The following is a 13,775-nucleotide window of genomic DNA, read 5'->3' as shown; positions in this document are numbered from 1 at the left end:
GTGCTATGTTTGGCCTAGATCAATCCGTACTCTGTGCCACCGTTTGTGGCGCCTTCGACAGGAGCACCCATGGCAGACCAGACCACCACCGGTTCCTCCCGCGTCAAGCGCGGGCTCGCGGAGATGCTCAAGGGCGGCGTCATCATGGACGTCGTCACCTCCGAGCAGGCGAAGATCGCCGAGGATGCCGGTGCCGTCGCCGTCATGGCACTGGAACGGGTCCCGGCCGACATCCGCGCGCAGGGCGGCGTGTCGCGGATGAGCGATCCCGACATGATCGACAGCATCATCGATGCGGTCTCGATCCCGGTGATGGCGAAGGCCCGCATCGGTCACTTCGTCGAGGCGCAGGTGCTGCAGGAGCTCGGCGTCGACTACATCGACGAGTCCGAGGTGCTCTCTCCGGCCGACTACGTGAACCACATCGACAAGTTCGGCTTCACCGTGCCGTTCGTCTGCGGTGCCACCAACCTGGGAGAGGCCCTGCGCCGGATCAACGAGGGTGCGGCGATGATCCGCTCCAAGGGCGAGGCCGGTACCGGCGACGTCTCCGAGGCCATGAAGCACATCCGGAAGATCCGCGGCGAGATCGCGGCCCTCACGGCGCTTCCGAAGGACGAGCTGTTCGTCGCGGCGAAGGAGCTGCAGGCCCCGTACGAGCTGGTCGCCGAGATCGCCGAGACGGGGAAGCTCCCGGTGGTCCTCTTCGTCGCCGGTGGCGTGGCGACGCCCGCCGACGCGGCGATGATGATGCAGCTGGGCGCCGACGGCGTGTTCGTCGGCTCGGGCATCTTCAAGTCGGGCAACCCCGCCGAGCGCGCCAAGGCCATCGTCAAGGCGACGACGTTCTACGACGACGCGAAGGTCATCGCCGAGGTCTCGCGCGGGCTGGGTGAGGCGATGGTCGGCATCAACGTGTCGGACCTCCCCGCCCCGCACCGCCTCGCCGAGCGTGGCTGGTAATCCGTCGGTCGGCGTGCTCGCCCTGCAGGGCGACGTGCGCGAGCACGCCGCCCTGCTCGCGGGGCTCGGCGCCGATGTCACGCCGGTGCGTCGCCCGGCCGAACTCGCCGCGGTCGACGGGCTCGTGATCCCCGGGGGCGAGTCCACCGTCATCGACAAGCTGTCTCGCACCTTCGGGATGCAGGAGCCGATCCGCCGCGCCATCCGGATGGGGATGCCGATGCTCGGCACGTGCGCGGGACTCATCATGCTGGCCGACACGGTCGTCGACGCGATCGAGGGGCAGCAGTCCTTCGGCGGGCTCGACGCCGTCGTGCGGCGCAACGCGTTCGGGCGCCAGGTCGAGTCCTTCGAGTCGGAGCTGGTCGTGCCCGAGCTGGGAGATGCGCCGGTGCGAGCGGCGTTCATCCGCGGACCGGTGGTCGAATCGGTGGGTCCCGAGGCTGCACCGCTCGCCGCCCTCTCCGACGGACGGGTCGTGGCCGTCGAGCAGGGCGCGCTGCTCGGATTGAGCTTTCACCCCGAGATCACCGGCGAGACGCGGTTCCACCGCCGCTTCCTCGAGCGCGTGCGCTCCTTCGCCGCCGTTCCCGCCTAGGTCGCCAGGAGCGCACCGACAGCTGCGACCGACCTCGCGATGTCGTCCGGTGTCGTCGCCCAGGACGACATCGAGCATCGCAGCACCGCGCGACCCCGCCATTCCGCTCCGGTCACCGCCGCGGTGCCGTCGGCGAGGATCGCGGCGCCCAGGGCGCGGGTCGCGGCATCGGTCCGTGCGCCGAACATCACCTGGGTGTAGTCGACGGAGTTCAGCACCTCGATCCCGTCGAGCGACCGCAGGCCCGATGCCATCTCCACCGCGTTGCGGTGCAGCCGGTCGACGAGCGCAGCGATGCCCGAGCGGCCGAGGCTGCGCAGGGCCGCCCACGCGGGCACGCCCCGGGCGCGTCGCGACAGCTCGGGCGTCACGTCCCACGGGTCGAGTCCGGAGTAGATGAGATAGTCGCCGCCGGTGCGGAAGGCGGCGATCGAGTCGGCCGGATCGCGAACGATCGCCATGCCGCAGTCGTACGGCACGTTCAGCGTCTTGTGGGCGTCGGTCGCCCATGAGTCGGCATCCGCCATCCCGCTCGTGAGCGGACGCAACGAGTCGGATGCCGCCGCCCACAGCCCGAACGCGCCGTCGACGTGCACCCATGCGCCATGGCGCTTCGCGAGGGGGATCAGGGCGGCGAAGTCGTCGAACGCGCCGGTGTGCACCTCGCCCGCCTGCAGACACACGATCAGCGGACCGTCCCCGTCGGCGAGGGCGGCGTCGAGGGCGTCCGGCCGCATCCGCCCCTGATCGTCGGATTCGACGATCGTCAGCTCTGAGCGACCCATGCCGAGGAATCGTGTGGCACGGTCGACCGACCCGTGCCGGTCGGCGCCGACGACGAAGCGCAGCGGGGGAGCGCCGCGGAGTCCGCTCTCGGCGAGGTCCCATCCGGCGCGGGCGAGCACGGCGTGGCGCGCGGTGGCGAGACACGTGAAGTTCGCGAGCTGACCGCCGGTGACGAACCCCACGCTCGACGTCGCCGGCAGCCCCAGCAGCTCCAGCATCCAGCGACCCGCCACGCGCTCCAGCGCGACGGTCGCCGGCGTCAGCGTCGCCGATCCCGAGTTCTGGTCCCACGCCGAGACCAGCCAGTCGGCGGCGAGAGCGGCGGGATGCGTGGCTCCGATCACGAATCCGAAGAAGCGTCCGCCGGGGATGGCGACGAGCCCGGGGTCGGCCCGCTCCGCCATCTCCTCGACCACGGTCGCCGGATCGGCGCCGTCCGGCGGCAACGGCCCGCCGAAGGCCTCGAGCATGTCGTCGAGCGTCGCGCGCGGCCAGACGGGGCGCTCGTCGACCGTGTCGAGGAACGCCGCCGCGGCGCGATGGGCCGCGTCGAGGGCGCGGAACGTGTCGTCGTGTCCGCTGTCGTCCATGGCTCAGGCCTACACCTCTCGTGCCCGCCGCACCAGGGGCGGTGCGGCGGCGTGCCGCGGCCGCGATGCCCGTTCGATAGACTGGACGATGCCCTGGGCGCGAGCTCCGGGGCGGATTCGACGAGCGGAGACCTATGTCCGGGCATTCCAAGTGGGCGACCACGAAGCACAAGAAGGCCGTCATCGACGCGCGTCGCGCGAAGTCCTGGGCCAAGCTCATCAAGAACATCGAGGTTGCGGCCAAGCTCGGCGGCGCCGATCTCGCGGGCAACCCGACGCTGTTCGATGCGGTGCAGAAGGCCAAGAAGACGTCGGTCCCGAAAGACAACATCGACCGCGCCGTCAAGCGTGGCGCCGGCATCGGCGGCGAGGCCGTCGAGTACACCTCGATCATGTACGAGGGCTACGGCCCCAACGGCGTGGCGCTCATGATCGAGTGTCTGACCGACAACAAGAACCGTGCGGCGGCCGAGGTGCGCACCGCGCTCAGCCGCAACGGCGGCACGCTCGCTGACCCGGGAAGCGTCGCCTACAACTTCAGCCGCAAGGGCGTCATCGTCGTCGGGTCGGAGGGCACCACCGAAGACGATGTGATGATGGCGGCGCTCGAGGCCGGGGCCGAGGAGATCGAGCCGCACGCCGAGGGCTTCGAGATCATCACCGAGGCCACCGATCTGGTGGCGGTGCGCACGGCGCTGCAGGATGCCGGCATCGACTACGAATCGGCCGACGTGGAGTTCGTGCCCAACCTCAAGGTCGAGATCGACGCCGACACGGCGCGCAAGATCTTCCGCCTCATCGACGCTCTCGAAGACAGCGAGGACGTGCAGAACGTCTTCACGAACTTCGACCTGTCGGCCGAGGTGCAGGCCGAGCTCGAGAACGACGACGCCTGAGGCGAGCCTCACCGACGACGGCGATCGCTCGGCATAGCCTCGAGGGGTGACCTCCTCCCTGCGCGTGCTCGGTATCGACCCCGGCCTCACCCGGTGCGGCGTGGGCATCGTCGATGTCGACCGTGCGCGTCGCGGCACCCTCGTGCACGTCGGCGTGATCCGCTCGGCGCCCGACGCTGAGATCGGCGACCGGCTCGCCGTCGTCGCGGCGGGCATCCGGGAGGCGATCGCGGAGCATCGTCCGGACGCCGTGGCCGTCGAGCGCGTCTTCGCCCAGCAGAACACGCACACCGTGATGGGCACCGCCCAGGCGAGCGGTGTCGCGCTGTTGATCGCGTCGGAGGCGGGCCTGCCGGCGGCCACCCACACGCCGAGCGAGGTGAAGGCGGCCGTGACCGGCTACGGCTCGGCCGACAAGCGCCAGGTGCAGGCGATGATCGCGCGCATCCTCCGTCTCGACGCACCCCCGCAGCCCGCCGACGCCGCCGACGCCCTCGCCATCGCCCTGTGCCACGCCTGGCGTCGAGGCGCCGCCGCCCCCGGCTCGCGCGACGCGCAGACCCCCGCGCAGCGGGCGTGGGCGGATGCCGAGCGTGTCGCTCGAACATACCTACGAGCAGCCCCGTAGGGTGGGGGGATGATCTCCTCTCTGCACGGCGTCGTCCTGCACGCGGCGTCCGACCAGGTGGTCGTCGAGGTGGGCGGGGTCGGATTCTCCGTGTTCGTCCCCGTCGATGTGGCTCACACCGCGACGGTGGGCGAGCAGCTGCGTCTGCACACCAGTCTCATCGTCCGGGAGGACGCTCTCACCCTGTACGGCTTCGCGGATCGGGCCGAGCTCGAGATCTTCGGCCTGCTCATCAGCGTCACCGGAGTCGGGCCGAAGTCCGCACTCGGGGTGCTGTCGCACCTGACCGTCGATCAGATCGCGGATGCCGTGACCGCCGAGGACGATGCGCCGTTCCGGCGTGTGTCGGGCATCGGCCCCAAGACGGCCAAGCTCATCGTCGTGCAGCTCGCCGGGAAGGTGCATCCGTCCGCCACGAGCCGGATGCCGACGTCATCGGCGGCCGGCGACATCGTGTCGCAGGTCGCCGCGGCACTGGTGGGTCTGGGATGGTCGGAGAAGGTGGCCACCGAGGCGGCGGCACAGACGGCCGAAGAGGCCACCGAGACGGAGAGCGCATCGGTGGCGCTGCTGCTGCGTCGCACCCTGGCTCTGCTCGGTCCAGCGCAGGGGGGTCCGTCGCGTGGCTGACGCGCGCGATGCCGCCGAGCCGGCCGACGAGACCGAGCTGGCGATCGAGGGCGCGCTGCGTCCGGCGAGCCTGGGCGAGTTCGTCGGACAGCAGAAGGTCCGAGGCCAGCTGCAGCTGCTCCTCGACGCCGCGCGCATCCAGAGCAGGCCGGCCGATCACATCCTCCTCGCGGGCCCTCCCGGGCTCGGCAAGACCACGCTGGCGATGATCGTCGCCCATGAGAGCGACCGTCCGCTGCGGCTGTCGAGCGGTCCGGCCATCCAGCACGCCGGCGATCTCGCCGCGCTGCTGTCGAGTCTGGTGCCGGGCGAGGTCCTCTTCATCGACGAGATCCATCGCATGGCTCGCTCGGCCGAGGAGATGCTGTACCTCGCGATGGAGGACTACCGCATCGACATCATGGTCGGCAAGGGCGCCGGTGCGACCAGCATCCCGCTCGAACTCGCGCCGTTCACCCTCGTGGGCGCCACCACGCGCTCCGGGCTGCTGCCCAACCCGCTGCGTGACCGGTTCGGCTTCACCGGTCATCTCGAGTTCTACGACGAATCGGAGCTCGAGCAGGTCATCGGGCGGTCGGCGACGGTGCTGGGCGTCGAGCTGCCCCGGGACTCGCTCGCCGAGATCGCCCGACGGTCGCGCGGAACGCCGCGGATCGCCAACCGGCTGCTCCGCCGAGTACGCGACTACGCGCTGGTGCACGGCGGCGGGGCGGCGACGATCGACGACGTGCGCGCGGCGCTCGACCTGTACGACGTCGACGCGATCGGGCTCGATCGGCTCGACCGCGCGGTCCTCGACGCGCTCGTCCGACGCTTCCGCGGCGGACCGGTGGGCCTCGGCACCCTCGCGGTGGCGGTGGGAGAGGAGGCCGAGACGGTCGAAAGCGTCGTGGAGCCGTATCTCGTGCGCATCGGATTCCTCGGCCGCACCCCTCGCGGCCGGGTCGCGATGCCCGAGGCCTACGCGCATCTCGGTATGCCGCATCCGGACGGGACGCTGCGGCTCGATGACCTATAATCGCTGAAGACTTCCCGGATACACCTCTGTGCGCCCAAAGGCTGGTGCGTGCACCTGAGAAAGGCGCTTCCCCATGCCCATGGAATTTGTCCTCTTCGGCCTCCTCGCCGTCCTCCTGGTCTTCATGATCTTCAACACGCGCAAGCGCACGAAGCAGATGAAGGCCGAGCAGGAGGAGAAGGCGTCGAAGACCGTTCCCGGCGTCAAGGTGCTGCTCCAGGGCGGCATCTACGGCACGATCGTCGCCTACGACCCGGAAGACCTCGACGCCCCCGCGCTCGTCGAGATCGCTCCCGGCACGGTGATCGAGGTGCACAGCCAGGCGATCCTCCGCATCGTCGAGCCGAAGGACGTCGTCGTGGAGGAGCCCGTCGCCGTGGTCGAGGACGACGTGGTCGTCGATGACGTGGTGGAGAAGACCGACGTCCCGGCGGTCGAGACCACCGAGGAGACGCGCGCTCGTCTCGAGCGCGACGCCGACGACAAGTAAGACCGCCGCCCGCGCGGCCTCTCGCAGCGCCGGCATCTCAGAAAGCTGAACACACGTGGCTTCATCCTCTCCGGTCCGTCACGCCTGGCGGGTCCTCCTCGGCCTGCTCCTCGTGACGGGCGTCCTCTTCGGCATCAACTCGCTGGGCGTCTACGTCTTCAAGGACGGCGACGGGGGAGCGGCGAGCTCCTGGTCGCCCGAGCTGGCCCTCGACCTGCAGGGCGGCACCCAGATCGTCCTGAGCGCCGAGACCGAAGACGGCGCTGCGCCGACGGCGGAGCAGCTCGACCAGGCCGCGGCCATCATCCGCCAGCGCGTCGACGCGTCGGGCGTGGCTGAGGCCGACATCACCACCGAGGGCGGCCAGAACATCGTCGTCCAGATCCCGGGCGTGGCCGACGAGCAGACGCGAGAGCGCATCCAGTCCAGCGCCCAGCTCGAGTTCCGTCCGGTGCTCTACACGACGGCCGCGAGCACGGAGTTCATCGGCGACGACGGCAACTCCACGCCGTATCCGTCGCCCGATCCCTCGTTGAACGCGACGCCGACGGCCGAGCCGACCGATGCGAGCGATCTGTCGTGGGTGACCGACAAGCTCGCGGCGGAGTTCCAGGCGTACGACTGCGCCGACCCCGACAACGACCCGGCCCGCGCTCCCAAGGACGAGCCGCTCATCGCATGCGATGAGACCGGCACGGCCAAGTTCCTCCTCGGGCCGGCCGAGCTCGACGGCACGGCGATCACCGACGCGACGTCGGGCCGCGACCCCAAGACCGGCGCATGGCTCGTCCAGCTGACGATGAACAGCGCCGGCGGCAACGCCTTCGGCAAGGTCAGCACCCGTCTGAACCAGAACCGCATCGACGGCCTGTCGCCGCGCGACCAGTTCGCGTTCGTGCTCGACGGCCGCGTGATCAGCGCACCGAGGATGAACGGCGTGATCCTCGACGGGCGCCCCAGCATCTCGGGCAGCTTCACGCAGGAGAGCGCCACGACGCTGGCCGACCAGCTGAAGTTCGGAGCGCTGCCGCTCAGCTTCACCGTGCAGAGCTCCGACACGATCTCGGCGACCCTTGGCACGCAGCAGCTGCAGATCGGCCTGATCGCGGGTCTCATCGGCCTCGCGCTGGTCGCGATCTACTCGCTCATCGTGTATCGGGCACTCGGGTCGGTGATCATCGCGTCGATCGCGGTGATGGCCGTGCTGACGTACATCATCATCTGCATCCTCGCCTGGCGGATCGGGTTCCGGCTCTCGCTCGCCGGCGTCGCGGGTCTGATCGTCTCGATCGGATTCACGGCCGACTCGTTCATCGTCTACTTCGAGCGCATCCGCGACGAGCTGCGCGACGGCAAGTCGATCACGTCGGCTGTCGAAGACGGCTGGGGCCGCGCGAAGCGCACGATCTACATCTCGAAGTCGATCAACATCCTCGCCGCCGTCGTGCTTTATATCCTCGCCGACTCGACGGTGAAGGGCTTCGCCTTCACGCTGGGGCTCACCACCCTCATCGACGTGTTCATCTTCGTGATCTTCACGCACCCCGTCATGCAGCTCCTCGCCCGCACCCGGTTCTTCGGCGGCGGACACCGGCTCTCGGGTCTCGATCCCGAATCGCTCGGTGCCGTCTACCGCAGCCGTTCCCAGTTCCGCGAGGTCGCCACCTCGACGGCGGGACGAGGGGCGAGGAACGCCCGGTCGCGCGGCGAGGCAGAACGACGGCAGACGATCGCCGAGCGCAAGCGCGCCGAGGCCCTCGCCGCCGAGAAGCCGTCGAGAGCAGACAGTCCCACCAGCGACACCAGGGAGGGAGACGCCTGATGCCTTCCATGAACGAATTCGGCAACAACCTGTACACGGGGAAGACCTCCTTCCCGTTCGTCGGCAGGCGACGGCTCTGGTTCATCATCGCGATCGTGCTGGTCGTCGGCTCGGCGCTCGTGCCGCTGATCCGGCCGATCCAGTTCTCGATCGAGTTCACCGGCGGTTCGCAGTTCACCGTGCAGGCGCCCGACAGCCGCGATCAGAGCACGGCGAGCGACGCCGTCCGATCCGTCGTCCCGGGTGCCGCGACGAAGGTGGTCGTCGTCAACGACACCGACATCCGCGTGCAGACCGACCAGATGAGCGCCGACGAGACTCAGCAGGTGGCCGCCGCCCTGGCCTCGGCCTACGAGGTCGACGCCGACAGCGTCACGTCGTCGTTCATCGGACCGGCGTGGGGTGAGAACGTCACGAAGCAGTCGCTGTGGGGTCTCGCCATCTTCCTCGCCCTGACCTTCCTCATCCTCGCGATCTACTTCCGCACCTGGAAGATGTCGGCAGCGGCCATCCTGGGCCTGCTCGACGTGCTCGTGATCACGGTCGGCGTCTACGCCCTGGCCGGTTTCGAGATCTCGCCGGCCGCCGTGATCGGCTTCCTGACGATCCTCGCGTACTCGCTGTACGACACCACGGTCGTGTTCGACAAGATCCGTGAGAACACGACCGAGGACGGCGAGAAGTCGGCCCGTCTGTTCGGCGAGTCGGTGAACCTCGCCGTCAACCAGACGCTCGTGCGCTCGATCAACACGTCGGTCGTCGCCGCGCTCCCGGTCGGCGCCGTGCTCTTCATCGGCGCGTTCTGGCTCGGCGCGGAGTCGCTCACCGACATCTCGCTGTCGATCTTCGTCGGCATCCTGGTGGCGACGTACTCGACGTTGTTCGTCGCGGCGCCGCTGTACTCGCTGTTCCGCGAGAACGAGCCGCGGATCAAGGAGCGCGACGCGCGCATCCGCGAGGCCCGCAGCAAGGCGTCGGTCGAGGCCTGACCGCCCCCTCCGCGGGCGATCGTCCCGCACAGCACGCGTAGGATGAGAAGGTTCGGGAGGTGAACGGATGGCGGAACCGCAGACGACGTCGCAGGGCTCGAGCCTGCGACGGCTGGTTCCCCGCATCTTCTCCCGCGCCTCGAGAATCAACGACCTCGACAATCTGATCCGCACGGTTCGCACGAACCATCCGCGCGGCGACTTCCCGGTGATCGAGCGCGCGTACGCGGTCGCGAAGGAGAAGCACCAGGGGCAGAAGCGCCAGAGCGGCGAGCCCTACATCACCCATCCGCTCGCGGTCGCGCAGATCCTCGCCGAGCTCGGTCTCGGGCCGCGGGCGATCGCCGCCGCGCTGCTGCACGACACGGTGGAGGACACCGGCTACGCCCTGACCGACCTCACCGCCGAGTTCGGCGACGAGGTCGCCATGCTCGTCGACGGCGTCACGAAGCTCGACAAGGTCAAGTACGGCGAGAGCGCGCAGGCCGAGACGGTCCGCAAGATGATCGTCGCGATGTCGAAGGACATCCGCGTCCTGCTCATCAAGCTCGCCGATCGCCTGCACAACGCGCGGACGTGGGGCTTCGTCTCGCCCGAGAAGGCGGCGAAGAAGGCCAAGGAGACGCTGGAGATCTACGCGCCGCTGGCGAATCGTCTCGGCATCCAGGCGATCAAGTCGGAGCTCGAGGACCTGTCGTTCGCGGTGCTGCATCCGAAGATCTACAACGAGATCCACAGTCTGATCGCGCAGCGCACGCCGCAGCGCGAGAAGTACCTGGGACAGGTCGTCGAGGAGATCGACGAGGATCTGCGCGATCTGCGCATCCGCGGCAAGGTCGTGGGCCGTCCGAAGCAGCTGTACTCGGTGTATCAGAAGATGGTGGTGCGCGGTCGCGAGTTCGACGACATCTACGACCTGATCGGCATCCGCGTCCTGGTCGCGTCGGTGCGCGACTGCTATGCCGTGCTCGGCGCCATCCACGCCCGATGGACCCCGCTGCCCGGACGGTTCAAGGACTACATCGCCACCCCGAAGTTCAACCTCTACCAGTCGCTGCACACCACGGTGATCGGTCCGGCGGGCCGGACGGTCGAGATCCAGATCCGCACGCACGAGATGCATCATCAGGCCGAGTACGGTGTCGCCGCGCACTGGATGTACAAGGAGCGGATGAACGGCGGCGGCAAGACCGAGGTCCGCGCCTCCGACACCGACATGGCGTGGCTCGCCCACATCTCCGACTGGCAGGCCGAGACCGCCGATCCGGGAGAGTTCCTCGACTCCCTCCGTTTCGAGATCGGCGCGAAGGAGGTGTACGTCTTCACGCCGAAGGGGCGCGTGATCGGCCTTCCGGCCGGTGCGACGCCGGTGGACTTCGCCTACGCCGTGCACACCGAGATCGGCCATCGCACCATGGGTGCCAAGGTCAACGGCCGGCTGGTCCCGCTGGAATCGGTGCTGAAGAGCGGCGACGTCGTCGAGGTGTTCACCTCGAAGAACCCGGATGCCGGACCGAGTCAGGACTGGCTCGGCTTCGTGGCGAGCACCCGGGCCCGCAACAAGATCCGCGGCTGGTTCACCAAGGAGCGCCGCGAAGAGGCGATCGAGCAGGGCAAGGAGGCCATCGCCCGCGCGATGCGCCGCCAGAACCTCCCGCTGCAGAAGCTCATGAGCCAGGACTCGTTCGCCGAGGTGGCCCAGCAGCTGCACTACGAAGACGTGTCGGCGCTGTACGCGGCGGTCGGAGAGGGGCACGTCTCGACCCAGTCGGTGCTCGAGAAGGTCACCGCGCTCGTCGCGACGACCGATCCCGTCACGGGGACGATCGACCTGCCCGGCAGCGTTCCCACGCGCGAGCCGCGCGCCGGCGATTCCGGGGTGCTCGTGCGCGGTGCGGCCGACATCCTCGTCAAGCTCGCCAAGTGCTGCACTCCCGTGCCCGGCGACCCGATCGTCGGCTTCGTCACCCGGGGGAGCGGGGTGTCGGTGCATCGAGCCGACTGCGTCAACGTGAAGGCGCTCAGCTCGGAGCAGGATCGATTCGTCGACGTCTCGTGGGCGCCGACGAAGAAGAGCGTCTTCCGCGTGCAGATCCAGGTGGAGGCGCTGGACCGCTCCGGACTGCTCTCCGACGTGACGCGGGTGCTCAGCGAGCATCACGTGAACATCCTGTCGGCGACCGTCACGACCAACGACGACCGTCTGGCGCTCAGCCGCTTCGTGTTCGAGATGGGCGACGCCGTGCACCTCGACCGCGTGCTGAACGCCGTGCGGCGCATCGACGCCGTGTACGACGTCTACCGCGTCACCTCGTCCTGACAGCGAGACGCTCGAGGGCCGCGAGGCCGGCTCGGCTGCCCGGCACGCGATGCAGAGCGCGCAACGACTCGGCGGCCTCCGCTGCCACGTCGGGGACGACCAGCGACAGCCGGTTCATCCACTCCCGCATCCGCGGGTCGCGGTGCAGCGCCGTGGCGAGGTCGACCATGGTGCGGACGGGCGTGGACACCGCGATGCCGCCGATCGACCGGAGATCGGATGCCGCCAGCAGGGCGTCATGGAAGACCAGCCGTCCGCTGACCGGTGGACGTCCTCGTCGATCCACCGCGCGCTTGAGATGATGCACCGACGGCGGGGCATCGCCGGCGCCGTGGATCCACGCGGCGGTCGGTCCGACCGCGGCCATGCCGGAGCGCACCAGCGGGGCCATCGCGCCGGCACGCAGGTCAGGGGTCTCGATGAGGTCGGCGGGGACGTAGCCCTCGCCGATCTCGACGACGTGCCCGTCGATGCGGGCGGCGCTGAGCTCCGCGGCACTGAGCCGCGTGCCGGACAGGTACAGGAACGCGGGGTGCATGCGGCCAGTGTGGCGCAGTGCACCCCGCGTGCGAGGGCTCGTGTCCGAGCTGTGGAGAACGCGGTCAGCCGCCGAGCGCGCTCAGCCAGGCGCGGCGTGCCTCGAGCGCTTCCGCCGCCGCCTTGGCCGCCTTCGCATCGCCCGCCTTCTCGGCTGCCGCCAGTTCGGCCTCGAGCTTCTCGATCGCGTCGAGGAGCTGAGAGCTCATGTCGTTGGCCCGCGCCTTCGTCTCGGGGTTGTTCTTCTTCCAGTCCACGTCTTCGCGCGCCTTGAGGGCCTGCTCGATGACGCGCAACCGGTCGTCCAGGGCGCGCTCCTTCTCACGCGGGAAGATGCGGCCGGTCTCGTCCCACTGCTGCTGGATGCGGGTGAGCAGCGCGCGGGCGCGCTTGATGTTCGACTCGTCCGCGACCGCCTTCGCCTCTTCGAGGAGCGCTTCGCGCGCCTCGATCTTCGGCCCGGACTCGGCCTCTTCCGCCGCCGCCTGCTCCGCGCGCGCGGCGTACAGCGCGTCACCGGCCGCCTTGAAGCGCGCCCACAGCGCGTCGTCGGCCTTGCGTCCGGCGCGGCCCGCGGCCTTCCATTCGTCGAGCAGGGAGCGGTACGCCGGGATGCCGTCCGTGCCGCGGGGAGCGAGGGCCTCGGCCCGCTCGACCAGACGCGACTTCGCGTCGCGCGCCGTCTTGTGCGCGTCGTCGAGCTCGGAGTAGAACGCCCGACGCTGCTTGTCGACGATCGCCCGGGCGTCGCGGAACCGCTTCCAGAGCTGCTGCGAGACGCCCTTCGACAGACGGGGTCCGTTCTGCTGCTGCGCCTGCCAGGCCTCGAAGAGCTCGTTCAGCTCGGCGGTGATCTGCTTCCACTGCACCTTCGTCAGGTCGCGTGCGGCGATGGCCTCGGCACGCTCGACGAGCGCGGTCCGCTCGGCGATCGCCTGATCGACCAGCTCCTTGGCCTGCTGCGCCTCCTGCTCGGTCGCTTCGGAGAGGGAGGAGGTCAGTGCGTCGAGGCGCCGGCGGAGCGCGGCCAGGTCGCCGACGGCCGCGGCATCCGTCGCCTCGTCGATGAGGTGGGCCGCCTGCTTCGCGAGGTCGCTCGCCGACGCACCGCCGGACTGCTGACGTTGCTCGAGGGCGCTGACCTTGAACGCGATGTCGTCGTACTTGCGCACGAAGTAGGCGAGCGCCTCGTCGGGCGTGCCGTCGGGATACTGTCCGACGACGCGCCAGGTCTCACCCTCTCGCACCTCGACGGTGCCGTCTTCCGAGACCCGCCCCCACTCGGCGGCCGATGCGGCGGAGGACGCGGCGGGAGCGGCTGCGGGCGCCTTCGGCGCCAGGGCGGCCGGGCTCGGCACCTTGCGGGGCATCGGCACGGCAGGGGGTGCGGGAACGGGGGGAGTCGGCTTCGACGGCTCGGTGGCAGACACGGTGATTCTCCTTGCGCGGACGGGCCGCGGGAGGCGGAAAGGACGAGGCTCAGCCTAGTACGCCCGCGCCCGAGAGGT

Annotated in this window: 13 protein-coding genes; 10 read left to right on the top strand and 3 right to left on the bottom strand. The window is 69.6% G+C overall.

Annotated elements, in window-relative coordinates:
- The first annotated feature begins 69 nt into the window (after window positions 1-69).
- Both pdxS and pdxT read left to right on the top strand, forming a co-directional pair.
- Window positions 70-963 (top strand): pyridoxal 5'-phosphate synthase lyase subunit PdxS, encoded by an 894-nt coding sequence (gene pdxS, locus AB3M90_RS06095; protein WP_412950642.1) that lies wholly within the window; start codon window positions 70-72, stop codon window positions 961-963.
- Window positions 953-1,561, top strand: coding sequence for a pyridoxal 5'-phosphate synthase glutaminase subunit PdxT (pdxT, locus tag AB3M90_RS06090; RefSeq protein ID WP_412950641.1), 609 nt, complete (start codon window positions 953-955; stop codon window positions 1,559-1,561). The genes pdxS and pdxT overlap by 11 nt, the downstream gene beginning before the upstream one ends.
- Here pdxT and AB3M90_RS06085 read toward each other — a convergent pair.
- Window positions 1,558-2,937 (bottom strand): pyridoxal phosphate-dependent decarboxylase family protein, encoded by a 1,380-nt coding sequence (locus AB3M90_RS06085; RefSeq protein WP_412950639.1) that lies wholly within the window; start codon window positions 2,935-2,937, stop codon window positions 1,558-1,560. The genes pdxT and AB3M90_RS06085 overlap by 4 nt on opposite strands.
- A 134-nt stretch (window positions 2,938-3,071) precedes the next feature.
- Between AB3M90_RS06085 and AB3M90_RS06080 the strand changes: the two genes are divergently transcribed.
- The 8 genes from AB3M90_RS06080 to AB3M90_RS06045 all read left to right on the top strand — a co-directional run bounded on the left by AB3M90_RS06080 (window position 3,072) and on the right by AB3M90_RS06045 (window position 11,730).
- Window positions 3,072-3,833 carry a YebC/PmpR family DNA-binding transcriptional regulator gene (locus tag AB3M90_RS06080; protein ID WP_412950637.1) on the top strand — a complete coding sequence of 254 codons (762 nt, stop codon included), beginning with the start codon at window positions 3,072-3,074 and terminating at the stop codon, window positions 3,831-3,833.
- Window positions 3,834-3,879: 46 nt separating this feature from the next.
- Window positions 3,880-4,461 carry a crossover junction endodeoxyribonuclease RuvC gene (ruvC, locus tag AB3M90_RS06075; protein ID WP_412950635.1) on the top strand — a complete coding sequence of 194 codons (582 nt, stop codon included), beginning with the start codon at window positions 3,880-3,882 and terminating at the stop codon, window positions 4,459-4,461.
- Window positions 4,462-4,470: 9 nt separating this feature from the next.
- Window positions 4,471-5,091 carry a Holliday junction branch migration protein RuvA gene (gene ruvA / locus AB3M90_RS06070; RefSeq protein ID WP_412950633.1) on the top strand — a complete coding sequence of 207 codons (621 nt, stop codon included), beginning with the start codon at window positions 4,471-4,473 and terminating at the stop codon, window positions 5,089-5,091.
- Entirely contained in the window at window positions 5,084-6,109 is a 1,026-nt protein-coding gene (gene ruvB / locus AB3M90_RS06065) for a Holliday junction branch migration DNA helicase RuvB (RefSeq protein WP_412950632.1), read from the top strand. The genes ruvA and ruvB overlap by 8 nt, the downstream gene beginning before the upstream one ends.
- 73 nt (window positions 6,110-6,182) lie before the next feature.
- Entirely contained in the window at window positions 6,183-6,599 is a 417-nt protein-coding gene (locus AB3M90_RS06060) for a preprotein translocase subunit YajC (protein ID WP_412950630.1), read from the top strand.
- Between the two features lie 55 nt (window positions 6,600-6,654).
- The gene (secD, locus tag AB3M90_RS06055; protein WP_412950628.1) at window positions 6,655-8,421 is read left to right on the top strand and encodes a protein translocase subunit SecD; all 1,767 of its coding nucleotides are present in this window, start codon (window positions 6,655-6,657) and stop codon (window positions 8,419-8,421) included.
- On the top strand, window positions 8,421-9,410 hold the full coding sequence (gene secF / locus AB3M90_RS06050) for a protein translocase subunit SecF (protein WP_412950626.1): 990 nt from the start codon (window positions 8,421-8,423) through the stop codon (window positions 9,408-9,410). The genes secD and secF overlap by 1 nt, the downstream gene beginning before the upstream one ends.
- Window positions 9,411-9,477: 67 nt before the next feature.
- Window positions 9,478-11,730 (top strand): RelA/SpoT family protein, encoded by a 2,253-nt coding sequence (locus AB3M90_RS06045; RefSeq protein WP_412950625.1) that lies wholly within the window; start codon window positions 9,478-9,480, stop codon window positions 11,728-11,730.
- On the opposite strand, the gene AB3M90_RS06040 is transcribed toward AB3M90_RS06045, so the two are convergent.
- Together AB3M90_RS06040 and AB3M90_RS06035 are read right to left on the bottom strand one after the other, a co-directional pair.
- The gene (locus tag AB3M90_RS06040) at window positions 11,717-12,268 is read right to left on the bottom strand and encodes a type IV toxin-antitoxin system AbiEi family antitoxin (RefSeq protein ID WP_412950623.1); all 552 of its coding nucleotides are present in this window, start codon (window positions 12,266-12,268) and stop codon (window positions 11,717-11,719) included. The two genes, AB3M90_RS06045 and AB3M90_RS06040, sit on opposite strands and share 14 nt — an antisense overlap.
- A gap of 64 nt (window positions 12,269-12,332) precedes the next feature.
- Window positions 12,333-13,697: a DUF349 domain-containing protein gene (locus AB3M90_RS06035; protein WP_412950622.1), complete on the bottom strand. Its 1,365-nt coding sequence runs from the start codon at window positions 13,695-13,697 to the stop codon at window positions 12,333-12,335.
- Window positions 13,698-13,775 lie beyond the last annotated feature (78 nt).

The sequence above is a fragment of the Microbacterium martis genome (assembly GCF_047246685.1).
Lineage (GTDB): Bacteria > Actinomycetota > Actinomycetes > Actinomycetales > Microbacteriaceae > Microbacterium.
Note: the sequence above shows the minus strand (reverse complement) of the source record. Positions and strands in the feature narration are given on the sequence as shown.